This is a genomic window from Chitinophaga sp. RCC_12 (assembly GCF_041360695.1).
Lineage (GTDB): Bacteria > Bacteroidota > Bacteroidia > Chitinophagales > Chitinophagaceae > Chitinophaga.
In genome coordinates this window covers 258,955-283,822 of sequence record NZ_JBFUPS010000002.1, presented here as the reverse complement: position 1 = coordinate 283,822, position 24,868 = coordinate 258,955, and the positions used below count along the sequence as shown (strand labels likewise).

The window sequence follows — 24,868 nt, the reverse complement described above, 5'->3', positions numbered from 1 at the left end:
AGTTGGATATAAAAAAGCCTTCCGTATTACACGGAAGGCTTTTTCTTTTATTGGAGGTATTTATTATCCTTTGATAGTCCAGGTTTCGCTGCCTGCCAGCAATTTATCCAGGTCGCCGGGGCCTTTTTTAGCCAGCGCTTCTGTTAACTGGAAGCCCATGATATCTTCATAAGTAGGGCGGAAAGCCTCGTAGAAGAGGCCGAATGGACGGGGTAAATGCCCTTCAATACGTACATCATCAAACATACGGGTGAGCAGCTGGGCTTTGTAGAAATCATTTTCATCATGGATCCACAGGTCGCTTTCTGTATACTCACTGCCCAGTTCCACTACTACTGGTCTTAAACCATCGAGACGGATTCCTTTGTTTTTGGTGGCGCCAAATACCAGTGGTTTACCGTGCTCCACAAAAATGGTTTCATCTGCTTTGCTGCTTTTTTCGGTAAAGGCTTCAAAGGCGCCATCATTGAAGATGTTACAGTTCTGGTATATTTCCAGGAAGGAAGCACCTTTATGTGCATGGCTGCGTTTCAGCATTTCCTGCAGGTGTTTCGGGTCGCGGTCCATACTGCGGGCAATAAAAGTAGCATCAGCACCCAGGGCCAGGGCCATTGGGTTGAACGGATGGTCAATACTACCCATCGGAGTAGATTTGGTCACTTTATTTTCTTCTGAAGTCGGAGAGTACTGCCCTTTTGTTAAACCGTAGATCTGGTTGTTGAACAACATGATGTTCACATCAAAGTTACGGCGCAGCAGGTGAATGGTATGGTTACCGCCAATGGATAAGCCATCACCGTCGCCAGTTACGATCCACACGCTCAGCTCCGGACGGGCTGCTTTCAAACCGGACGCAATCGCTGTAGCACGGCCGTGGATAGAGTGCATACCATAGGTATTCATATAGTATGGAAAGCGCGAAGAACAACCGATACCGGAAACGATCACAATGTTTTCGCGGGGTACGCCTAGCGTAGGCATAATAGTTTGTACCTGCTTAAGTATAGAGTAGTCGCCGCAGCCAGGACACCAGCGGACTTCCTGGTCCGTTGTAAAGTCTTTTGACGTAAGTGGCGCCTGCGGGGCTATAGTTGCTGTTGACATTAGTATGAGTTAAAATAATATATTATAGAGTCCGTAAAGTTACGATAGATAGCTGTAATTCTCAGCTCACTGTGCCTGTAATTCTTCCCAAAATTCTGCCGCCCGGCGGGTATGCGGGATCACTATCGTGCCGCCTACGATATTGGCTACCGCAAAAATTTCATACATTTCTTCGGTGGTAACGCCCTGCTGAAACGACTTCTCCAGGTGATATTTGATACAATCGTCGCAACGGAGTACCATTGAGGCCACCAATCCAAGCATCTCCTTCGTTTTGGTGCTCAGTGCTCCCTCTGCATAGGTATTGGTGTCCAGGTTGAAAAGCCTGTTAATCACTTTGTTCTGCTTTCCAAGTATTACCTCGTTCATCTTAGCCCGGTAGTCGTTAAACTCCTGAATCGCATTGGCCATATAACTGCTGTTTATGTGTTTTGTTTATCGTTTCACCCAATAAAGCTATGAAAGGATTTACAAATATAGATTAATCTACTGGTTAAGTAGACTATTTGGCCTATAACCTATATTTATGGATCATAACTAAAAGTTATTGCATCAAAAACATCCGTTAAATTAGTCTATTGATATAATAGACTATTTGTATATTGAGCAGATAAACCCTCTTTTTCAACAAGATCTGGATCGAAATTATGACAACAACCAACTTCTCCCTGCTCATAGCGCTGCTATTGTGCACAGGCGGGGCAGCACGGGCGCAGGATAAAAAGCTCACCGGGTATGCCGGGAACGCCGCCGCCCAGCAGCTGGAACTGGAAAGCCGCTTCGATAAACAGTTAAGCAGCAATCACATCGGTGAAACCATCAAAGCTCTCTCTTCCCAACCACATCACATTGGCTCCGCGCGCGGCAAAGCAGTAGCGGAAGACATCCTGCAACGCTTCAAAAGTTACGGCTGGGACGCGGAAATAGTTACCTACCAGGTACTTTTTCCCACTCCCAAAGAACGCCTCGTGGAACTTACAGGTCCTACCACCTATAAAGCACTGCTGAAAGAACCTGCCCTGAAGGAAGACGCTACCTCCGGCCAGGAAGGCCAGTTGCCTACTTATAACGCCTGGAGCGCCGATGGCGACGTGGAAGGGGAACTGGTATACGTGAATTACGGTCTACCGGAAGATTACGAGTACCTCGACCGGGCAGGCATCAGCGTAAAAGGCAAAATTGTAATCGCCAAATACGGCCGCTCCTGGCGTGGCAGCAAGCCGAAAGTAGCACAGGAACACGGCGCCGCCGGTTGCATCATCTACTCCGATCCGAAAGATGATGGCTACTACAGCGGCGATGTATACCCTAAAGGAGCGTTCAAAAATGAATACGGCGTACAGCGTGGCTCCGTGATGGATATCGTCATCTATCCCGGCGACCCGCTTACCCCCAACACCGGCGCCACCGCCAATGCACAGCGCCTCGATCGCCTGCAGGCGCCCAATCTCCTGAAAATACCGGTATTGCCCATCAGCTACCACGATGCCACGCCACTGCTGCAGGCCCTGGAAGGTCCCGTAGTACCGGACGAATGGAAGGGCGCACTGCCGTTTACTTATCACATAGGCGGCGGCAAGGCCAGGGTACACCTGAAGCTGTCGTTCGATTGGCAGATACGCCCCTGCTATAACGTGATCGCCAAACTGAAAGGCAGTGAGCAACCCGACCAATGGGTGATCCGTGGCAATCACCATGATGCCTGGGTGAACGGCGCGGCCGATCCCATCAGCGGACTGGCAGCCCTCCTGGAAGAAGCCAAAGCCATCGGCGCGTTGCATAAGCAAGGCTACCAGCCAAAACGCACACTGGTGTACTGCGCCTGGGATGGTGAAGAACCCGGCTTACTCGGGTCTACCGAATGGGTGGAAGATCACGCTGCCGAATTGAAAGAAAAAGCAGTGGTATATATCAACTCAGATAACAATGGCCGCGGGTTTCTCAATGCCAGCGGTTCCCATGCGCTGGAAACCCTCGTGAATGAAGTCGCCCGTGATATCACCGACCCGCAAACGCAGGTCAGCATCCTTGCCCGTAAACAGGCGGCAGAGGTGTTGAAGGCAGCTACTCCCAAACTGAAAAAGGAAAAGCTGGCCAAACAAGGCATCGCTATCGGGGCCATGGGTTCCGGTTCCGATTACTCTTCCTTCCTCCAGCACCTGGGCGTGCCCTCTCTTGATTTTGGTTTTGGGGGAGAAGATGCAGGCGGTGAATACCACTCCATCTACGATTCCTACGACGATTATACCCGGTTTAAAGACCCCGGATTTAATTACGGCGTGGCACTTTCTCAAACTGCCGGTCATGCCGCTTTGCGTGTAGCCAACACCGTTACCCTGCCATTCGATTACCGCAAACTCTATGAAACAGTAAACGGTTATGTGAATGAGCTGACGGAACTCACCAGCAGCCTGCGTGAATCCACTGCTATCGACAATCAACTGATCCGCGATCGCAAATATCAGCTCACCACAGATACTGCCAAACATTTGTCACCGCCACTTCCCAAATCAGAAGTGCCGTATCTCGACTTTTCTCCCTTGCAGAACGCTCTCACCGGTTTAGACACCGTTACCGCATCACTCGCCACCAGGAAACTCCCTGCCACAGCCAACAAAGCGCTGTACCAGGGCGAGCAACAACTGCTGAACGATGCCGGCCTGCCCACCCGCAACTGGTATAAACATACCCTGTACGCTCCCGGATTTTATACCGGCTATGGCGTTAAAACCATTCCCGGCGTAAGGGAAGCCATCGAACAACGCCGCTGGAAGGAAGCCCAGGAACAAATAACGGTGGCGGCAGCAGCCATCAACCGGCTGTCTGCTTACTTAGAGAACATTCATTAGCACGGGCCGCCTTCGGCGGAGCGGATTTTGTCTTGGCTCAGGATTACGCTGATTATACTGATTACCTGGATTTTTATTCTTTGGATTTTATTTTGATTTAAAAAGATTGTGGGAGATATAAGCGAATACATCCGCTTATATCTCCCACAATCTTTTTAAATCAAAGTGATCAAATCCAGCCAATCAGTAAAATCAGCGTAATCCTGAGCCAAGACAATTCCCACCGCCGAAGGCGGTCCTCCGCTCACCGCGTTTTCACCGCTTCGCGAAGGTAGTCCTTCACGCCTTCCACGATGCCGGTTACCAGTTCCCGCTGAAACGCAGGGTCCAGCACCTTTTCTTCGTCGCCGGGATTGCTGAGGAAAAGTGTTTCCACCAGGGCGTCCGGGAATTCGGTGGGGTTGTTGAGGATGAAGTTGAAGCCGGAGTTATTGCCGAAATCATAAAGGCCGGTTTGCAGCAAGCGCTCATGGATGGCTGCATTGAGCGGTTCGCAGAAAGGCTGTTTGTAATAGGTGGCGGTGCCGTATACATCTACAGGATTGCCGGAAGCATTGAGATGGATACTCAGCAGCAGATCGGGATCGGCCCTGCGGAAAAAAGATAAACGGTCTTCGTTGGCAACAAATTTCTCGGTTGTGCGCGACATGATCACCGTAGCGCCTTCTCTTTCCAACAACGCTTTCAGTTGTAGCGAAAGTACCAGGGTCATGTTTTTTTCCACGGCGCCGGTAAGACCGGTAGCGCCAGGGTTGCTGCCGCCATGGCCCGGGTCCAGGCCGATCACCATATTTTTCAGCGATAAGTTTTGTGGTACGCGTTTAACCTTCACCGTTATACGGTTATTGTCGTAGTACACCTGGTAACCCCATGGCGCATGTTGCAGGGAAATTACCATGCGGCATACATCGGGCGATGGCTGGCCCCAGGCCACAGATGTGATTTCTCTGGTGTTTTGCAGCAGGGAGTTCAATCCTTTCTCTGCATAGGCGCCGTGTATATCGATGATGATCTTTTTAGAAGAAACCAGTTGCGTGGAAGTGTATGGCATTTTATCCGACAAGGCCACTGACACGTAATCATATTTTTCATCTCCCCATATTTTGGCATCGTCTGCAATGCTTACGGGAAGCTCTTCCTGTGGAATGTCGGTGTCTACCAGCGGCTCCGGAATAAAGGCGGTAGTGCGGGACGACAGCTTTACTTTGTAATAGTCGCCCTGTCTGCCTACAATATGTAAAAGCACATCTTTATCCAGGTAACCGATTTTATCAGGCCCCAGCCGGTCGCCATGCGGACTGGCAGTGAGGTAGGTCATATTATCGATTGTGCGGCCGGTGAAGGGTATTTCATTGTGCATCACGCTGTAGCGGTAGGTGCTGCCGAGGATAGCGGTTTCGCCGCTTTGTTTGCGGAGGCGTACCATAATTTTTCCATTCAGCAGGGAGTCGCGCGGTTGTATAATATAGCTGCCGCTGTAATAGCCAGGTACGCCGCCTGTTTGCGAAACGGGCATTTCCTTCAGTGGCACATCATTGAACCAGCTGGCGCTTTGACCGGGATAGCCTTTCATCTTTATCCGCAGCGTATCGCCTTCGGAGAGCTGAACATTCCCGGAGGGGGATATCTCCATATAATCTATCCGGAAAACGGTAGTAGCAGCCGGTGCTGGCGGTTGGTTATAGTAATAGCTGATGTTCTTCGTATATGTTTCGCCGTTAGGAGTGGTAGCGGTAACGGAAAAGGAGTTTCTGCCGGTGGTCAGTTCATATTTTGCGGCAAAAGTGCCGGTGTTATAAACGTGTACGGTATCGTTATTGATCCTTACCGTACAGCCGGTACAGGTGCGGCCGGCGATAAATTGCCGGGAGGTGTTCACGTTATTCTGATCCCTTGAAGGCTGACTGATACGCAGTGTTGCCTGACTGATTGCAAAAAAGGGGACACAAATAGTAATAAGAAACGTAGGAAAAAACTTTGCTGTTAGCGTCATACCCTGTCATCAATATCTTTGAAAGATGGTAAAGATAAGCAGGTGAGGGGAATAGGAAAAAAAGCATTTAGAAAAAATGCAGCAGGATGTGCACCCACTGCATTTTTTCAGGCGCCGGTTGTTACCAGCTGTATTTATTATCTGCAATCAGTTTGTCCGCAATTCTTCTGCGGGCATCTTTAGCATTAAATGGTTCTGCTTTGGTAAAGCGTTTGAGGCCCAACAGCATCATACGTTGTTCATCGCCTTCTGCAAAGGCATTGATGGCATCTTTCCCGGATTTATTGATACGGTCGGCCGCATCATAAATGAAGGTGCGTACAATATCTGCCTGCAGGGAAGCGGCGCTTTCACCTTTGCTGTTGGTAAGCTTAATTAAGCGCAGGAGGGCACTTTCAGCTACAAAGGTTTCAATGGCCATATCGGCAATATCCATCAGGATTTCCTGTTCGTTTTCCAGCTTCACCATCAGCTTCTGCGCAGCGGCGCCAGCAGCCATCAGAATTGCTTTTTTGAAGTTAACGATCATCTTCCTTTCCTTGCTGAAGGCACTTTCATCATCATTGCCGAAGTCGGGAATGCTCATCAGCTCCTTCATTACATTCATGGCCGGTGTCATCAGGTCCAGTTTACCTTTCAGGGCACGTTTCAGTGTCATGTCCAGGGTTAATAACCGGTTGATTTCATTGGTACCTTCAAAAATGCGGTTGATGCGGGAATCGCGGTAAGCTTTTGAAATGATGTATTCATCGCTGAAGCCGTTGCCACCATGAATTTGTACACCTTCATCCACTACATAGTCCAGCACTTCGGAGCCATTTACTTTCAGGATGGCGCATTCCACAGCATATTCTTCCGCAGCGCCCAGTAAGGCTTCGTTGAAAGGTTTACCTTCTGCCAGCAGTTCCCTTTCCTTGTCATCGATCAGCTGTGCGGTGCGGAACAGGGCTGATTCTGATGTCCAGGTGCGGATAGCCATTTCCGCCAGTTTATGTTTGATGGCGCCAAAGTTGGCGATCGGTTGTTTAAACTGCGTGCGGGTATTGGCGTATTGTACGGAGGTATTGATACATTTTTTAGATGCGCCCAGTGCGGCCGCACAAAGTTTCAAACGACCTATATTCAGGATGTTGAAGGCAATGAGGTGGCCCTTGCCAATTACGCCCAGTACATTTTCTGCCGGTACTTTGGCGTCCTGGAAATAGATCTGGCGGGTAGAGGATCCTTTGATCCCCATTTTGTGTTCTTCCGCGCCCAGTGTGAATCCGGGTGTGCCTTTGTCAACAATAAAAGCGGTGAATTTATCTCCGTCAATTTTTGCAAATACAGTAAACACGTCAGCGAAACCGGAGTTGGTGATCCAGCTTTTTTGCCCGTTTAAGATATAGTACTTACCATCATCGGTTAATTTGGCGGTGGTTTTAGCGCCCAGTGCATCGGAGCCGGAATCAGGCTCTGTAAGGGCATAAGCGCCTTTCATTTCGCCGGTAGCCAGCTTGGGTATATACTTTTGTTTTTGTTCTGCGGTACCAAAATAAAGGATCGGTAAAGAGCCAATGCCCGTATGGGCGGCCATGGCAACGGAGAAAGAGTGACCTGCACCCAGTCCTTCGTTGATGATCGTTGCTGTCACAAAATCTTTACCTAAACCACCATACTCCTCCGGAAAGGAAGCGCCCAGCAGTCCCTGTTCGCCCGCTTTTTCCAACAACAAGGGCATCAATCCTTCTTCCTGCTTATCTATCCGCTCTACTATCGGTGTTATTTCCTTACTGATGAACTGATCTGCCATGTCTTTAATCATCAGCTGCTCTTCCGAAAAATCTTCGGGAGTAAACACTTCTTCGGGAGCACTCTCCTTAACGAGGAATTCTGCGCCTTTTAACGCAGTCTTATTTTCAACTGTTGCGTCCATGTTACTGTATTTTTGGTAGTTCTGTAATTTACTGAAAAAAGCATTAGGCAAAACCGGTCACCGGGAGGGCTAATCTGATTTTCCCGCTACCTGCCATATTAACTTACTGAATGTAAGTTAAATGCGGCACTCCTGTTGAGAGGCCGCTATTTTTAACAAAAAATAAATAGGACTGCCCGGGGCGGTTTGCACTGATCCCACTCAAAAGCTATATCTGGATTATACCAGCGCCACCCCTATTCTAAGATAATCCATAGATAAGCCGTATGTAAGTCATAGATAAGCCGTATCTATTAGGTACGGGTTATCTATGGCTTATCACTGTCTTTTTTACAGGTATAGTATGAATTTAACCAGGGAGATCCCATTCTACCGGTTATAGAGGCGGTGGGTTACGGTCCCACCAATAATCATATCCATCGTCATTAGGCATTTATTCTGTATCATTGTTGCCCTTTATGCCTGATTTTTATCTGTCATATTTGAAAAGCCGGTTTCATGGCACCGTGGAAGGTGCCGGGGAGGAACTATTGATCTGTTTACACGGGTTTGGCGAAAGTGCGGCTCATTTTCAGCCGTTAACCGCCACCTTGGGCGATACTTTTACTTTAGTGGCGCTGGACATGCCCCTGCACGGAGGCACCCAATGGGAGGAAAACAGGGGGCTGGAGAAAGCTGACCTGGTGGCGCTCGTGGAGCTGGTACTGCAGCAGCATGGAAAGGAGCGCTTTTCCCTATTAGGCTACAGCATGGGCGGACGCCTGGCGCTTTGCCTCGTGGAAAAGATGGCCAGCCGGATCAACCACCTGGTCATCGCCGCCGGGGATGGACTGAGAAATAACCCCTGGCATATGTTTGTAACCCAAACCACTGCCGGAAACAGGTTGTTTAAATATAATACTTACCACCCAAGGCTGTTTTTTACGTTATTGCATACCTGGAGAAGACTGGGACTGCTGAACCAGAGCGTATACAAATTTGCGTTGCACCGTATGAATGAAACGGAGAAAAGGGAACTGGTATACAACGTATGGACCAATTTACGCCGTATGATGCCGGATAAAAAGCAGTGTAAACAATTATTGGGCAGATATAACGTTTTAACACTCCTGATATTCGGGAAATACGACCGTGTAATTCCACCTGTGCTGGGTACCCGCTTTGCAGACGGGTCTTTTCCCTGCAAAATACTGGTAATGGAAAAAGGCCACCAGTTGATTTCTGCCCAGCTGGGGCTTATCATCAAAACAAACCTTTAACCCGGATGTATCTTTTTGTAATTATATTATTGGTGCTGGCTTTAGGATATGGTATACTGATGCTATGGTATAGCCTGGGCTGGAAGCGCCTGAAGAGTTTTTCTCCGGCAGCGCCATCGGTTGGTCATACCGCGGTTACCGTGATCATTCCTGCCAGGAATGAAGCCGCTAATTTGCCCGCCTTGCTGGAGGCATTAAAGAAGCAAACGTACAACCCGGCCTTGCTGGAAGTGATTGTAATAGATGATTTTTCTACAGATGAAACAGCCGCAGTAGTGCGCAATTTCGCAGCAGAAAATATTCACCTGCTGGAGTTAAAGCAGTATCTCAATGATGAGGAACGGTTGAATTCTTTCAAGAAGAAAGCAATAGAAATTGCGATCTCAAAAGCTGCCGGCGACCTTATTGTAACTACAGACGCCGATTGCGTAATGGGGCCGCGCTGGATTGAAATACTGGTGCAGTTTTATGAACATCATCAACCTAAATTTATAGCCGCACCGGTCAGCTTCTATAAAGAACATAACTTTTTTAAGCGGTTACAATCGCTCGATTTCATGACCATGCAGGGCATTACCGGCGCTGCAGCCCAACTGGCCTCCGGTACCATGTGTAACGGTGCTAACCTGGCCTATGAAAAAAAGGCCTTCCTGGAAGTGGGCGGTTTTAATGGCATCGATAATATCGCCTCCGGCGACGATATGCTGCTGATGTACAAAATTTACAGCGCATACCCCGATAAGGTCAGCTACCTGAAGTGTGAAGAAGCCGTAGTGCGTACACTCGCGGTAGATACGCTCCGGGACTTTATGAACCAGCGGATCCGGTGGTCGTCGAAAGCAGATAAGTATGAAGATAAACGACTGACCTGGGTATTACTGCTGGTTTACCTGTTCAACGCCGGCTTGCTGGCGCTGGCCGTAATGGCCTTGTTCCTGCCGGTATGGTGGCCCTGGTTCCTCATCATTTTACTGTTTAAAATAACCCTGGAACTTTATTTCCTGCTTCCTGTAGCCAGGTTTTTTAATAAAACAGAACTCTTGCTATGGTTTATTCCGGGACAGATATTTCATATTCCTTATATTGTTGTTGCCGGGTGGCTTGGGAAGTTTGGCAGTTATCAGTGGAAAGGCCGGCAGGTAAATTAAATCCTGGTTCTTTTGTCAGATATGCAGCCTTATTGGAAAAAGTTATACCGGAATAAAGGTGCGGTAGCCGGTTTACTGGTGATTGCCGTGGCGGTGTTTATCAGCATAACCGCTTATTTTATTGCGCCGGATCATACACCCAATGCCAACAGGATGGTGCTGGAAATAGAGGGGCAGCATCCCGGCTTCCGCATCAATATGCTGGCCATGCGGAAAGAACAGCCCATACAAAAGGTGTCTGTTTTTCACCGGTTGTTATACGGCCAGGAGTCTGATGTAAACTGGATCCCTGTCCGGTCGTGGCAATTCAGGGACAGCGTGCTGGTAGTACAACGGTACGTGGATGAATCTACCAGCAGGGAGGAAACCTACTCCCTGGAGCAGGTGTGGTACGGCCATCCGCCGGGCCGCCCGATGTCATCGAAAGCGTTACAGGAAAAGATATTGGCCGAAAGAATTTTCCCCCGCACTTACTGGCTGGGCACCGACAAGTTTGGCCGGGATATCCTGAGCCGGTTGTTGATTGGCACCCGCGTGAGCTTAGGTGTGGGTTGTATCGCCGTGGTTATTTCCCTGAGCATCGGCGTATTGCTGGGCGCCATAGCGGGCTACTTCAAGGGGCGGACGGATGATGTGGTGATGTGGCTGGTAAACGTGGTGTGGTCCATGCCCACGCTGCTGTTGGTATTTGCGCTTACCCTGGCGCTGGGCAAGGGATTCTGGCAGGTATTTATTGCCGTGGGGCTTACGATGTGGGTGGGCGTGGCCCGCATTATCCGCGGGCAGGTACTGGGCATCCGGGAGCTGGAATACGTGGAAGCCGCAAGGGCGTTGGGTTATGGGCATGTGCGGATTATAGTAAAACATATTTTACCCAATATTATGGGGCCTGTGATGGTAGTAGCCGCCGGCAATTTTGCCACCGCTATTGTGGTGGAGGCGGGACTCAGCTTCCTGGGTGTGGGGGTGCAACCGCCGCAGCCGTCGTGGGGGCTGATGATCAAAGAAAACTACAACTTCATCATCACCCATAATCCCTTGCTGGCGTTGGCGCCCGGAGTGGCCATCATGCTACTGGTGCTGGCTTTCAACCTGTTAGGTAACGGATTACGGGATGCGCTGGATGTAAGAAGTAAAATTTGATTTGCATATTAAAAAAAGCTAATTTCATGCTCCTATATAACTGGAAATATGTTATTGAAAACCTTTCTCCCTGCCTTCTTAGCTATTGCCTTGCTTACTTTTTCTTCCTGTAAAAAGAAGAAGAAAGATAATCCTGCACCCAGTACGCAGGAAGAAACACTGGCTTTCGAGCTGCCTGAAGTACAGGTGGGAAAATATAATATGGCGCAGGACAGCACCTATGCCCTGAAGGTGAACATCACCAGCAAGCTGCCCGATAAAGGTGTGAAAGTTACGCTGAACGTAGCCACAGAAACGGGTCTTATTCCGCTGCCCCAGGACGATATAGCAGATATTAAAGCAACCCCCTTTACCATTACGCTTCGTCACCTGAAGCCGTTGAAAACATACGAGGTAACTGTCAGGCTGGCGTCCCTGGGTAATACCGGCAATGTAACTCCCCCGCAGGTGTTTTTTCTTACCAATAAGTCAGGAGAATAGCCGGGTCATTAAAATCCGGCAGTCCCGAATCTAAAATTGTGTAGGTTTGCAAGCTCGCAGACAAAGGAATCGTTTATGCAAATTGCTGTTAATGCCGCTTGTTTACGACAGGACATGCCTGCCGATACCGGGAATGTGGCAACGGAGATAATACTGGCGATGTGCCGGCAGCAGCCAGGCCATCAGTTCACATTTTTTTTTGACGGAAAGGTACCCGCCGGCCTGAAAGTACCGGCCAATGTGACCAATGTAGTGTTGCCCCTGAAAGGCAATAAGCCCTGGCATTTGTACTGGTGGCAGGAGTGGCAGCTGGTACGGGCCATGAAGCCTTTCCGCCCGGACCTGTTCCTGGGGCTGGATGGCACGCTGCCGCTGCGTAGCAAAATTCCTGCGGGACTGTTGCTGAGAGACCTTTCGTTTTTGCGCAATGCCGGCCTGCAGCCGGGCGTGCAACAGCGGTCGCTTAAAAATAATATGACGAAATACCTCGACCGGGCGCGGCGTATAGCCGTGCTGTCTAATGCCGCACAGGAAGAATTGCTGCGTTATGCACCGGGCGTAAAAGATAAGCTGATCCGGCTGGAAACCGGTATCAGTGAGCAGTACAAACCCCTGGAGTGGGAGCAGCGCGAAACGGTGAAGCGAGCTTTTTCCGGCGGGGCGGAGTATTTCCTGGTAACAGGCAGTATGCATCCCCGGAACAATATTATACCGGTGCTGAAAGCTTTTTCAGCATTGAAGAAACGGCAGCGGAGCAATATCAAGCTGGTGCTGGCGGGGAGTGTAACTCCGGCGGGAGCAGACATTGCTACGGCCTTGCAGAGCTACAAGTTCCGGCAGGATGTGGTGTGTATAGAAGATGCCGATGAAGATACCCTTGCCCGGCTCACCGGGGGCGCTTATGCCCTCGTGTATCCGTCGAGGTTGGAAGGGCTTGCATTGCCGGTATACGCGGCGCAGCGGTGTGAGGTGCCGGTGATTGCGCTGGACGGCGCCGCCGCCAGGGAGGCAGGGGGAGAGGCGGTATTATACGCTGATCCGGCGAGTTTGGACGATTTATCAGAAAAAATGAGTCTTTTATATAAAGATGAACAATTAAGATCCCGTTTGCTGGCCAAGATCCCTGCGGCAAAGCCTTTCAGCAGCTGGGAGCATGCTGCGGAGCAGCTGTGGAGTCATCTCACCGGGACGGGTTTTTCCAAAATCAGCAAATGATGGCTATTTTTGCGCTTTAATTGAAAATCATGAGTAAAGTATCTACCATAAAGATCCAGGTTGGACTGGATGATCAAAAGGTGCCCGAGTCGATAGAGTGGAGCGCTACAGATAACAAGGAAGAAAGAATGATCAAGGCCAAGGGCATGATCGTGTCTTTCTGGGATCCGGCTGAAAAGGTGGCGCTGCGCATCGACCTGTGGACAAAAGACATGATGGTGGATGAAATGGCGGACTTCTTTTTCCAGACCATGATGACCATGGCTGACACTTACGGAAGAGCCACTCCTTATAAAGACCAGGCAGACGATATGCGTGCCTTTGCAAAGGATTTCTTTAAGAAATTCCAGGACAGGCAGGCTGCCGAAGAAGCAGGAAAATAATCCATTAAACCTAACCATATGTCATTAGAACTAAATATCAACGCAGAAATCAAAGCTGCGATGCTGGGTAAAAAGGAAGCTGACCTGCGTGCGCTGCGTGCCATCAAGGCGGCTATCCTGGTAGCCAAAACAGCTGAAGGCGCCAGCGGAGAGCTCACAGAAGCGGATGAGTCCAAATTATTGCAGAAGCTCGCCAAGCAAAGAAAGGATTCCCTTGAAATTTTCCGCGCCCAGAACCGTGAAGACCTTGCCGTGAAAGAAGAAGAGGAGCTGGTGGTGATTGAACGCTTCCTGCCCAAACAAATGGATGAAGCCGAATTACGTACAGCCATTACTGATATCATCGCTTCCACCGGCGCCAGCTCACCCGCTGATATGGGTAAAGTAATGGGCGTTGCCACCAAACAACTGGCCGGTAAAGCTGATGGGAAAGCAATTTCCGCCCTGGTGAAAGAATTGCTTACTAAATAGTGCTGTCTGGTATTTAACTGGCTGATAAGCGGAAACCGGGCAGATAACATCTACCGGAACAAAAAAAATCAGAGCGTTAAATACCGGATTCCCTATATTTCAACCATGCCTATAGACATTATTTTTGCTATCATCATGGTTTTTGCCATCTACCGGGGATACACCCGGGGTTTGATAGTAGCCTTATTTTCTTTGGTAGCCGCCATATTGGGATTAGCGGCAGCCCTGAAATTAACAGCCATTACTGCATTATATGTACAGGAACACTGGGATATGCATTCCCGCTGGGTGCCTGTAATCTGTTTCGTGTGCCTTTTCCTGGGAGTAATATTGCTCGTGAGGTTGGGAGCAGGAGCTTTGCAGAAGTTGGTAGAGCTGGTAATGTTGGGCTGGCTGAATAAACTGGGTGGAATACTGTTGTATAGCGTTATATTTATAATAATTTACAGTGTAGTGCTGTGGATGGCTAACCAGGTATACTGGCTGAGTCCTGAAACAAAGCTGCAATCTGTGGTATATCCTTATATAGAGAATATTGGCCCGTGGGTATTGGATCATATGGGAAGTGTGATCCCGGTTTTTAAGAATATGTTCACCGAGTTACAGTCTTTTTTTGAGCAGGCAGCCCGGCATATTCAACCTGGATAACTCGTTCCAAAGATTATTTAGATTAATAAAAAGAATTATTTTAGCGTAAAATTGACTTTCAAGATTTGGCAATGGATTACGAAATCAAAACACAGGGTAAGTTTAATTTTATAGAAGAAGGAGAAGGAGAACCACTGGTATTATTGCATGGACTTTTTGGTGCTTTGAGCAATTTCTCGCACATGATCGAATATTTCCGGCAGTATAACAAGGTTGTGATCCCGATGTTACCCCTGTACGATTTAAACATCCTGGAAACATCGGTAGGCGGTTTGGCCAAATATGTGCACAAGTTTATTGAAGCCAGGGGGTACAAAAATGTGCACCTGCTGGGCAATTCACTCGGAGGTCACGTAGCCATCGTATACCTGTTAAAACACCCTGAAGCACCCGTAAAATCCCTGATCCTAACCGGCAGCTCCGGCTTGTTTGAGAATGGAATGGGCGAAACCTATCCTAAACGCGGCGACTATGAATACATCCGCAAAAAAGCAGAACTTACTTTCTATGATCCGAAAATAGCTACCAAAGAACTGGTAGATGAAATGTTTGAGATAGTGAACAACCGCCTGAAAGTGATCAAGATCATTACGCTGGCAAAATCAGCCATCCGCCACAACCTGGGAGATGAACTGAAAGATATCCAGCAACCAACCTTACTGATCTGGGGCCAGAACGATACCGTTACTCCTCCTATGGTGGGCGAAGAATTTAAAAAGCTGATACCTAATTCTGAACTGCAGTTTATTGATAAATGCGGACACGCTCCCATGATGGAGGTGCCGGAAGAATTCAACAAAATTCTGCACGCTTTCCTGGAGAAACTGAAGTTTCAACCTGCCACTTAAACCGGCACTTTACCGGCAGCCCGACGACTGTACCAACCGGTGCAGCGACTTCGCGTACATGTAATTTCTTTTTCTGTTGGCATATTCTTTACTATTATTGTATCAGAATACGCTAACATGATCGCCAGAGAACTCATATCTTCAGTACCTGTTCTGCATCCCTCGGATTCAGGAACAAAGGCACTGCGCCTGATGAACGAATATCATCTCACGCAGCTCCCGATGGTAGTAGATAGCAAATACCTGGCCCTGGTGGAAGAAGACGATATCATGGATCTCGAAGATCCGGATGTACCCCTGGAATCTATGGAGTACAGCAGTACCCGCCCGGCTGTCATGGAATACGCTCATCTATTCGAAGCACTCAAACTTTTTTACGACTTTAAATTGTCCGCCCTCCCGGTAGTAACGAAGGAAAATGAATACCTCGGTATCATTACCAAAGATAACCTGCTGGCAGCTTTAGCAAGATATAACGGGGTAAAGGAACCTGGCGGTATCATCGCGTTTGAAGTAGACCCGCGCGATTACGCCCTCAGCGAAATTGCCCGTATCGCTGAATCAAATGATGTTACGCTCCTGAGCGTAAACACCATCACCAACCCCGTTACCGGTAAACTCGAAGTGGTACTTAAAACAAACCGGCAGGAACTGCAAGGTCTGGTAGCTACTTTCGAACGCTTCAATTATGTAATCAAATACATCTTTGCGGAAGAACCGGAAGAAGAGCTGCTGAAGAAAAACTACGACCTGCTGATGAATTATATCGGCATGTAAGCGGATTTTGTCTTTACTCAGGATTACGCTGATTATATTGATTTAAAGGATTTGAACCTTTTTGATTTTTCTGATTTTATCACTCAAAATCAAAAAAACAAAAGGTGAATTGCTTTTATCTTTTAAAATCAAAAAAATCAAAAAGGTTCAAATCCTTTAAATCAATATAATCAGCGTAATCCTGAGTAAAGACAAAATCCGCGCTATTGTCAACTTTTAAAATGTTTTAAGGACCTACATGCTGAGATGCTGTTACTACCTGCTGGCCTTAGTCTGCCTGTTTGGAATGGTGATACCGGAAAATGCGGAAGGACAGTCATCGTCGCCTGCAATGGATACCAACTACCTGGTAGTGCGCAACATCCTGGTATCCGGTAACAAGAAAACCCGGACCTCCATTATTCTCCGGGAAATAAGCACCGTACCCGGAGATACCATCTATCTCCGCGATCTCTCCAATACCCTGGAAGAAAGACGAAAACAATTACTCAATACCTCCCTCTTTCTCAACGTTACCGCCAATGTGAAAAACTGGACCGGTAACGAAGCCGATGTGGTATTTGAAGTATGGGAACGATGGTACACCTTCGCCTATCCCATTTTCAAGCTGGCAGACCGTAACTTCAACCAGTGGTGGGTGGAAAAGAACCACAGCCTTAGCCGTATCAACCTCGGCGTAAGCGGTACCCAGGAAAACCTCACCGGCCGCAACGATGCGCTGAACGCCGCGCTGCAGTTCGGCTATACCCAGCGATTCGCATTGCAGTATAATATACCGTATATCGATAAACGTTTCCGTCACGGCCTGGGTATCATCGCTTCCTATAACCGTAACCGTGAGGTGAACGACAGCACCAGCAATAATAAACAGCAGTTTTTCCGGAAAGATGATTTTCTGCGCCAGGTATATATGATCGGGCTTAACTACAGCTACCGCAGGGCCATTAACACCCGGCACCAGGTATTTGTAAATTATAATTATGAAAAAGTGGCGGATTCGGTGGCTATCATCAACCCCAACTACCTGGGGAAAGGCCGCACCAATGTACGTTACATAGATATCACCTACCGTCTCACTTATATTAAGGCAGATAGCTGGGTATATCCCCTCAAAGGATTCCGGTTGCTGGCAGAAGTTGGCAAAAAAGGGATAGGTCCTCTTAATGATGTGGATGACGTTCACTTCCGGCTTAACATGGCCAAATACTGGCAGCTACGGCCCAAAACCTATGCTGCATTAGGTATCCGCAGTGCGGCCAAGCTCTCCAATGAACAGCCTTATATCAATCAGCAGGCGCTGGGTTACCGGGATGATTACCTGCGCGGACTGGAATATTACGTGATAGACGGCACCAGCTTCGCCATCCTGAAATCAACCCTCCGGCAGGAACTCCTTTCCTTTAAAGTAAAGCTGCCCATTGTTCCAAAGAAATTTAATACCGTTCCGGTGCGCATCTTCGCCAAAGCCTTTGGCGACGCTGGTTACGCCTACAATAAATTCCCCGGCAACAGCTTCCTGAATAACCGTTTCCTGTATACCGGCGGGGTAGGACTGGACATCGTTTCCTTCTATGATACCTGCCTCAGGATTGAATACAGCTTTAACCAGTTAGGGCAAAAAGGACTATTTTTACACACGAGCGTGGATATGTAGCACATCAGAGCCGATCGTTAAAAGCTTAAAAATTATGCAGGTAGCACTTTATAGCAGGGGATTTATTACAGAAGATATTTCAAACATCCGCTTATTGCTGGAGGAATTAAAGCGGGCAGAGATAGAGGCCATCATCTATGAACCTTTTTTTCATACGCTGCAGCAACACATTCCTTTCGATAACGTACCAACGCTGTTTTCCTGTGCGGAAGATCTACCGGGAAAAATCGACTTCCTGGTAAGTCTTGGTGGAGACGGTACCCTGCTGGATACCGTTTGTTACGTGCGCGATACCAACATCCCGGTAATAGGGATCAATTTTGGCCGCCTCGGGTTCCTGGCCAGCATCGGTAAAAACGAGATCCATGCACTGGTACAGGCGCTGCTGAACCGCACCTATGTGGTAGACCAGCGGTCGCTGCTTCACCTGGATGCCAACATCCCCTTGTTTGGTGATGTTCCTTATGCCCTTAACGAATTTACCATCCATAAGAAGGATACTTCCGCGATGGTGAAAATACATACTTACCTGAACGGCGAATTCCTGAACACCTACTGGGCCGACGGATTAATTGTAGCCACGCCCACCGGCTCCACCGGTTATTCCCTGAGCTGCGGCGGCCCTATTGTGTTTCCGGACGCTGGTAACTTCGTGATTACGCCCGTGGCGCCGCATAACCTGAACGTACGGCCTATCATTGTGCCCAACAATAATATCATTTCCTTTGAAGTGGAAGGTCGCAGCGACCAGTTCCTTTGTACCCTCGACAGCCGTATGGAAACCATCGATAACCGGGTGCAGCTGGCTATTAAGAAAGAGGAGTTCAAACTGAGCCTGCTCCGGCTGGACGACAGCAATTTCCTGCATACACTCCGGAATAAATTGCTGTGGGGAATTGACGCCCGGAATACGATTAAAATATAGAAATGTAAAATATATTGTTACATTTACAAATACATTCCATGCTGATTGTAATAGAAATTATGCCCCGTGAGGAAAGCAAACGCCAATTAAGTAAGCATAATCATCAGCCATACATTAAATAAATCCGGCATTTTAGCGTTTAAGTAGAACTGATTTATGCTGAAACCTTTTCTATATTCCAAATACATCGTTTTTATATGGCTGGTATCGGCCGGTTGTTTGTTCGCGGAACGTGCTTCGGCGCAAAATGAGCTGGAATATGTGGGAGAGTTGGGTTTTTCTGTGGGAGGCGCGCAGTATTTCGGGGATCTGAACACCCGGGGAGCATTAAATACCCTGAAGCCTGCTGTTGGCATTTACTACCGTAAATATATGAACGACTACGTGGGCCTCCGCGCTCATGGCCGGTTTATGCAACTCGGCTATTCGGATACCTACAATAAAAATGAATTCCAGAACCGCCGGAACCTCAGTTTCAATACTAATTTATGGGAGTTGTCCCTCCAGGGGGACTTTAATTTCTTCCGGTTTGAACCGGGCAGCTTATATGAGCGTTTTTCTCCCTATCTGACTGGTGGCGCCAGTATTTTTTATTACAATCCATATGCTTATCTTAACGGCGTCAAATATTTTTTACAGCCCCTGGGTACGGAAGGGCAGGGTACCGCCCTTTATCCGGAGCGCAAGCCCTATAGCCTGGTTTCTTATGCCTGGTTGATCGGGGGAGGTTTTAAATATAATATTTCCAAAAAAGTAAATGTGGGCCTGGAAGCGCTATACCGGTTCACACAAACGGATTATCTGGATGATGTAAGCACTACATACGCCGGCCCTGCCGCATTCCCGGCGCTTCCTGACGGTCAGCCTACGGTGGCGGCCCAATTGCAGGACAGGTCGGCGGTGAAAGGCAGTCCTATCGGGGTGATAGGGAGGCAAAGAGGAAACAGCAGAGATAAGGATCAGTTCGTAACAATCGAATTAACCATTAGTATTCTTTTCACTTCTTACAATTGTAAATTTTAATTTACAATAAAAAATACTTTCTGCGGGTGGGCTTTCCGTACCTGCCAACCGCCCTGATAAGCCTCCCAATTTGCTAAAATCCCCACTGGTATTGAATTCGCTGTTAAAACTACGTTAAAACACCTTCTTAGGCTTTGCCAAAAAAGTCATTACTCTATTTTTGTATCTTTGCACCCTTTTAGTAAATCTGTTATAATCTGTTATAATACGCCTGACACAAATGAGCTTGAAGGAAAAATTGGACTTACAACGGTTGCCGTGCCATATAGCCATTATTATGGACGGGAACGGCCGTTGGGCAAAGGAGCGGGGACAAGACAGGCTGTACGGGCACCACGAAGGGGTAGAAAGTGTGCGTAATATAGTGACGACCTGTGCAGAACTGGGAATAGGTTATCTGACCCTATACGCGTTTTCTACTGAAAACTGGGACCGCCCGGTTTATGAAGTTAATGGCATTATGGAACTACTCGTAAACACTATCCGCATGGAAGTGAATACGTTATCGAAAAATAATATCCGGCTGAGCGTAATAGGCGACATGGGAATGTTACCTCCCCAATGCCAGCGGGAAATGGAGGAGGCCATTGCCCTTACCAGCCAGAATACCGGCCTCAATCTCATTATGGCTCTTAGCTACAGTGCAAGGTGGGAAATCGTGAATGCAGCCAGGAAAATAGCCCTGGATGTGAAAAGCGGAGCCCTGGACCCGGTAGCTGTGACGCCAGAGGTATGGGAAAAATATCTCTGTACCGCCGGCCTGCCGGACCCTGAATTAATGATTCGTACCAGTGGAGAGTGCCGGATCAGTAACTTCCTACTATATCAACTGGCCTATGCGGAACTGTATTTTACAGATACCCGCTGGCCGGACTTCCGCAATGAACATCTTTACCAAGCCATCTTAAATTACCAAACCAGAGAACGGCGCTTTGGCAAAACAAGCGAACAAATTCAGCAGAATGAAGAAATTATTTCCTAAGGGCCTTCTGGCTATAGCATTATGTTGCAGTGCAGGCATTCGTGTATCCGCTCAGCAAAAAGATACCGTGCCTCCTACGCAGCCCCCTGCTAATCCGCCGGCCGTTTCTCCTATCAACACAGGTATTCCGCAACAGTATGAAATTGCCGATATCACCGTTGCCGGTACACAATACCTGGATAAATCACTGCTGCTGTCGCTTTCCGGCCTCACTGTGGGCGATAAGGTTACTTATCCCGGCGGTGACCAGTTTACAAAAGCAATCCAGAGTCTCTGGTCACAAAGACTGTTTGCCGACGTAACCATTTATGTAACCAAGATAGAAGACAATAAAATCTGGCTGGAAATAGGATTAACGGAAATGCCCCGCATGTCCTCCTTCGTTTTCAGGGGAATCAAAAAAACAGAAGCAGACGATATTACCACCAAAGCCGGCTTACGTAAAGGAAATGTGATCACACAGGCCCTGAAACAAAACGTAATCGGGGTAGTACATAAATTTTATGCAGATAAAGGATTCGGAAATGCTACCGTTAAAATCGAGGAAAGAGGGGATACCGGCCAGGTGAACTCCAAACACCTGATCTTTAATGTTACCAAAGGTAGTAAGGTACGTATCCAGGATATCAACATCGTAGGTAATGAAAGTATAGCCGATTCCAAGATCAAGAAGAAGATGAAAGGAACCAAAGAGCGTTCCCGCTTCACGCTTCACCCGGATCTGGAACAGGTGTACGTGGATTCCCTGGCCCAACCGGATGATTTCTGGCAAACCTATGGCTTCCTGCAACCCACCCGCGCATTTGAGAAACTGGACCCTTATTTCCGCTTTAAACTGTTCAGCTCTGCTAAATTCAACGAAAACAAATACTTCGAGGATAAAGGTAAAGTGATCGGGCTCTATAACTCTAAAGGTTATCGTGATGCGGTGATTGTAAGAGATACCACCTATAAAACCCACTCACAGAATCTGAATGTGGATATGCAGATCTCTGAGGGTAAAAAATATTATTTCGGGGATATTACCTGGAAAGGAAATACCCGTTATTCCGATTCCGTACTGACCCGTATCCTGGGTATCAAAAAAGGAGATATCTATAACCTGGAACTGCTGGAAAAAAGAATCGGTAAACAAATGTCACAGGAAGGCGGCGATATCAGCGGCTACTACATGGACTATGGCTATCTTTTCTTCCAGATTGACCCGGTGGAAGTTGGTATCCGCGGCGATACCATTGATTACGAAATCCGTTTACGTGAAGGACCACAGGCAACCATCAAGGAAGTACGTATAGCCGGTAACGAAAAAACCAACGAACACGTTATCCGCCGTGAACTGCGCACTATCCCGGGTGAAAAATTCAGCCGCCAGGATCTGATCCGTTCTAACCGTGAAATCGCCAACCTCGGCTTCTTCAACCCGGAAAAGATCGGCATGAACCCGGTGCCGAACGTACAGGATGGTACCGTGGATATTGATTATACCGTGGAAGAAAAAGCCAATGACCAGCTGGAACTGTCGGCAGGTTGGGGTGGTTATATCGGTTTAACCGGTACCCTCGGCGTTACCTTCAATAACTTCTCCCTGCGTAATATCTTCAAAAAAGAAACCTGGGATCCATTGCCAAGTGGCGACGGACAGAAATTGTCTGTACGTGTATCTTCCAATGGTAAAGCTTACCGTTCCTATAACTTCTCCTTCACGGAACCGTGGCTGGGAGGTAAAAAAAGGAACCAGTTCTCTGTAAGTCTCTACAGCAGTTACCAGAACCCATACGCATACAACGATTATTATAAGCTGCCGGGCGATACCACTACTTCTACAAATGGTCACTTTAAAGTGTTAGGCGCCTCTGTATCACTGGGTAAACAGCTGAAATGGCCGGATGATTATTTCACCCTGATCTATTCCGTGAACTATCAGCAGTATAAGCTGAAGAACTATAACTACTTTGGTATTCCCGGATTTGAAAGCGGTACTTCCAATAACGTTAACATCAAGCTGACGTTGTCGCGTTCTTCTGTGGATCAGCAGATCTTCCCGCGCAGTGGTTCCAACTTCATGGTATCTGCGCAGTATACGCCGCCATATTCCCTGTTTAATCCCGACAAGGATTACTCCAAAGAGCCGGCTTCTGAGCAGTTTAAATTTATTGAATACCAGAAATACCGCTTTAACGCAGAATGGTACGTGCCTTTGAGCCGTCCGATGGGTAGCGATAACAAAACATTTGTATTGAAAGTAGCTGCGAAATTTGGTTATATCGGCCGTTACAACAACCGTACAACCCTGTCGCCTTTCGGCAGGTTTGAAATGGGTGGTGATGGTTTGAGTAACTTCGCGATCTACGACCGTGATATCATCTCCCAGAGAGGTTACCCGGTGTATTATACTTCCGATCCGAGCATCAATCCTGAAAACGGTCAGCCTGCCAACTATTCCGGCTTCACCGTATTTAATAAGTACGTGATGGAACTGCGGTATCCGTTCAGTTTGAATCCCAGCTCCACCATCTTTGGTTTGGCGTTCCTGGAAGCAGCTAACGGTTATAAAGACCTGAATGAATACAACCCGTTCAGATTACGCCGTTCTGCCGGTATCGGTATGCGTTTCTACCTGCCGATGTTTGGATTGCTTGGATTTGACTATGGTATCGGGTTTGACCGTCTGCAGCCAGGGGGTGGTTTGAAAGACGCTGCTAAGTTTACATTTATGCTCGGCTTCGAACCAGAATAATGTGGAAAATAATTATATATTGCAAGTTTAACCGTCATTTGGTTTTGCGAAAAATTATTGTAGCATGAAGAAATTATTTATTACAGCCGCCATTGTGCTGGCTATGGGCGGTGCAGCAAGTGCACAGCGCTATTGCGTGATAGATACAAAATATATCCTGGAAAGCATTCCGGAATACAAGGAGTCACAGAAAAAGCTGGATGCAGTTGCGGAGCAATGGCAGAAGGAAATTGACGCTAAGTTCCAGGAAGTGGATAAGATGTATAAGTCTTACCAGGCAGAACAGGTAATGCTCACCGAGGAATTGAAACGTAAGCGGGAGGATGAAATAGTAGCCCGGGAAAAAGAGGCAAAGGATTTGCAGAAGAAGCGTTTCGGTTACGAAGGTGATCTTTTCAAAAAAAGGGAAGAACTGGTAAAGCCCATTCAGGATAAGATCTATAATGCAGTGCAGAAGCTTTCTGCCGGCAGGATGTATGATTTTGTACTGGATAAGGCTGCAGGCGCCACCGTTATATTTTCTGATCCAAAGCTGGATAAAAGCGAAGAAATCCTGAAATCTTTGGGAGTCAAGAAATAAACCCGTACCTATTTTTTAACTATAAGTATTTAAATTTTTTTAAACACAGACAACATCATGAAGAAGTACGTAATTATTGCTTTTGTGGCGGTTACCGGTTTGTTCAGCGTGAATGCAATGGCACAATCCAAAGTAGCGCATATCAATGCACAGGCACTGGTAGCAAGCATGCCAGAAGCTAAAAAGGCAGAAACTGATCTGCAAACTTTTGCACAAGGACTGGAAGGTGATGGTAAAGCACTGGTAGATGAGTATACGAAGAAAATGAAGGAATTCGATGATAAAGCGGCCACTATGACCGACAATATGAAAGAAATCAAAGGCCGTGAAATCCAGGACGCACAGAAACGTATCCAGGACTACCGTGAAGGCGCTGAACAGAAAGTACAGGCTAAACAACAGGAGCTGCTGAAACCCATCTACGATAAAGCCCGTAAGGCAATTGAAGATGTGGCAAAGGAAAAAGGTTACAACTACGTAATCGACAGCTCTGCCGGTATGCTGCTGGTTTCTCCTGCTGCAGACGATATCCTGGCTGCTGTAAAGACTAAACTGGGAGTTAAATAGTTAATATTTTTAATACTTAAAGGTGGAATGTGGTGAAAACTGCATTCCACCTTTACATTTAAGAATTCGTATTTTAATTTTACTTTTCAAATATTTTCTGCTACCTTTGCCTTCCGTTTTAAAAACCACAATCCTTTAACACGGGAGTTTTAGTATAGTACAGGTAA

At 47.6% G+C, this 24,868-nt stretch carries 22 protein-coding genes; 18 read left to right on the top strand and 4 right to left on the bottom strand.

Going from position 1 to position 24,868, the window contains the following annotated elements:
• Positions 1-63: 63 nt before the first annotated feature.
• Positions 64-1,104 (bottom strand): 2-oxoacid:ferredoxin oxidoreductase subunit beta, encoded by a 1,041-nt coding sequence (locus tag AB6805_RS06355; RefSeq protein ID WP_370908605.1) that lies wholly within the window; start codon positions 1,102-1,104, stop codon positions 64-66.
• A 66-nt stretch (positions 1,105-1,170) separates the two neighbouring features.
• Positions 1,171-1,515 carry a carboxymuconolactone decarboxylase family protein gene (locus AB6805_RS06350; RefSeq protein ID WP_370908604.1) on the bottom strand — a complete coding sequence of 115 codons (345 nt, stop codon included), beginning with the start codon at positions 1,513-1,515 and terminating at the stop codon, positions 1,171-1,173.
• A gap of 236 nt (positions 1,516-1,751) precedes the next feature.
• On the opposite strand from AB6805_RS06350, the gene AB6805_RS06345 reads away from it, so the two are divergent.
• A complete protein-coding gene (locus AB6805_RS06345) occupies positions 1,752-3,953 on the top strand; it encodes a transferrin receptor-like dimerization domain-containing protein (protein WP_370908603.1) in 2,202 nt (733 codons plus the stop codon).
• Between the two features lie 244 nt (positions 3,954-4,197).
• On the opposite strand, the gene AB6805_RS06340 is transcribed toward AB6805_RS06345, so the two are convergent.
• Together AB6805_RS06340 and AB6805_RS06335 are read right to left on the bottom strand one after the other, a co-directional pair.
• Positions 4,198-5,946, bottom strand: coding sequence for an N-acetylmuramoyl-L-alanine amidase (locus AB6805_RS06340; RefSeq protein WP_370908602.1), 1,749 nt, complete (start codon positions 5,944-5,946; stop codon positions 4,198-4,200).
• Between the two features lie 121 nt (positions 5,947-6,067).
• Positions 6,068-7,861: an acyl-CoA dehydrogenase family protein gene (locus AB6805_RS06335; protein ID WP_370908601.1), complete on the bottom strand. Its 1,794-nt coding sequence runs from the start codon at positions 7,859-7,861 to the stop codon at positions 6,068-6,070.
• Between the two features lie 482 nt (positions 7,862-8,343).
• Between AB6805_RS06335 and AB6805_RS06330 the strand changes: the two genes are divergently transcribed.
• The 17 genes from AB6805_RS06330 (at position 8,344) to AB6805_RS06250 (ending at position 24,701) form a co-directional block, all read left to right on the top strand.
• A complete protein-coding gene (locus AB6805_RS06330; RefSeq protein ID WP_370908600.1) occupies positions 8,344-9,120 on the top strand; it encodes an alpha/beta fold hydrolase in 777 nt (258 codons plus the stop codon).
• Between the two features lie 5 nt (positions 9,121-9,125).
• Positions 9,126-10,268: a glycosyltransferase gene (locus AB6805_RS06325; protein WP_370908599.1), complete on the top strand. Its 1,143-nt coding sequence runs from the start codon at positions 9,126-9,128 to the stop codon at positions 10,266-10,268.
• Between the two features lie 21 nt (positions 10,269-10,289).
• The gene (locus AB6805_RS06320) at positions 10,290-11,411 is read left to right on the top strand and encodes an ABC transporter permease (RefSeq protein WP_370909246.1); all 1,122 of its coding nucleotides are present in this window, start codon (positions 10,290-10,292) and stop codon (positions 11,409-11,411) included.
• Between the two features lie 48 nt (positions 11,412-11,459).
• Complete coding sequence (locus tag AB6805_RS06315) at positions 11,460-11,891, top strand: hypothetical protein (protein WP_370908598.1); 432 nt, start codon at positions 11,460-11,462, stop codon at positions 11,889-11,891.
• Positions 11,892-11,966: 75 nt separating this feature from the next.
• Positions 11,967-13,106, top strand: a complete 1,140-nt coding sequence (locus tag AB6805_RS06310) for a glycosyltransferase (protein WP_370908597.1) — start codon at positions 11,967-11,969, stop codon at positions 13,104-13,106.
• 29 nt (positions 13,107-13,135) lie between these two features.
• Positions 13,136-13,489 (top strand): gliding motility protein GldC, encoded by a 354-nt coding sequence (gldC, locus tag AB6805_RS06305; RefSeq protein WP_370908596.1) that lies wholly within the window; start codon positions 13,136-13,138, stop codon positions 13,487-13,489.
• 18 nt (positions 13,490-13,507) lie between these two features.
• A complete protein-coding gene (locus AB6805_RS06300) occupies positions 13,508-13,960 on the top strand; it encodes a GatB/YqeY domain-containing protein (protein ID WP_370908595.1) in 453 nt (150 codons plus the stop codon).
• Between the two features lie 105 nt (positions 13,961-14,065).
• On the top strand, positions 14,066-14,608 hold the full coding sequence (locus AB6805_RS06295; RefSeq protein WP_370908594.1) for a CvpA family protein: 543 nt from the start codon (positions 14,066-14,068) through the stop codon (positions 14,606-14,608).
• 71 nt (positions 14,609-14,679) lie between these two features.
• Positions 14,680-15,456, top strand: coding sequence for an alpha/beta fold hydrolase (locus AB6805_RS06290; protein ID WP_370908593.1), 777 nt, complete (start codon positions 14,680-14,682; stop codon positions 15,454-15,456).
• Between the two features lie 117 nt (positions 15,457-15,573).
• Positions 15,574-16,233, top strand: coding sequence for a CBS domain-containing protein (locus AB6805_RS06285; RefSeq protein ID WP_079471185.1), 660 nt, complete (start codon positions 15,574-15,576; stop codon positions 16,231-16,233).
• Positions 16,234-16,471: 238 nt separating this feature from the next.
• Positions 16,472-17,887 carry a POTRA domain-containing protein gene (locus AB6805_RS06280; protein WP_370908592.1) on the top strand — a complete coding sequence of 472 codons (1,416 nt, stop codon included), beginning with the start codon at positions 16,472-16,474 and terminating at the stop codon, positions 17,885-17,887.
• 34 nt (positions 17,888-17,921) lie between these two features.
• Complete coding sequence (locus tag AB6805_RS06275; RefSeq protein WP_370908591.1) at positions 17,922-18,812, top strand: NAD kinase; 891 nt, start codon at positions 17,922-17,924, stop codon at positions 18,810-18,812.
• 156 nt (positions 18,813-18,968) lie between these two features.
• The gene (locus tag AB6805_RS06270; RefSeq protein WP_370908590.1) at positions 18,969-19,835 is read left to right on the top strand and encodes a DUF6089 family protein; all 867 of its coding nucleotides are present in this window, start codon (positions 18,969-18,971) and stop codon (positions 19,833-19,835) included.
• 220 nt (positions 19,836-20,055) lie between these two features.
• Positions 20,056-20,817, top strand: coding sequence for an isoprenyl transferase (locus AB6805_RS06265; RefSeq protein ID WP_370908589.1), 762 nt, complete (start codon positions 20,056-20,058; stop codon positions 20,815-20,817).
• The gene (locus tag AB6805_RS06260; protein WP_370908588.1) at positions 20,798-23,554 is read left to right on the top strand and encodes an outer membrane protein assembly factor; all 2,757 of its coding nucleotides are present in this window, start codon (positions 20,798-20,800) and stop codon (positions 23,552-23,554) included. The genes AB6805_RS06265 and AB6805_RS06260 overlap by 20 nt, the downstream gene beginning before the upstream one ends.
• Before the next feature lie 64 nt (positions 23,555-23,618).
• Positions 23,619-24,134 carry an OmpH family outer membrane protein gene (locus AB6805_RS06255; protein WP_079471180.1) on the top strand — a complete coding sequence of 172 codons (516 nt, stop codon included), beginning with the start codon at positions 23,619-23,621 and terminating at the stop codon, positions 24,132-24,134.
• 57 nt (positions 24,135-24,191) lie between these two features.
• On the top strand, positions 24,192-24,701 hold the full coding sequence (locus tag AB6805_RS06250; protein ID WP_079471179.1) for an OmpH family outer membrane protein: 510 nt from the start codon (positions 24,192-24,194) through the stop codon (positions 24,699-24,701).
• Positions 24,702-24,868 lie beyond the last annotated feature (167 nt).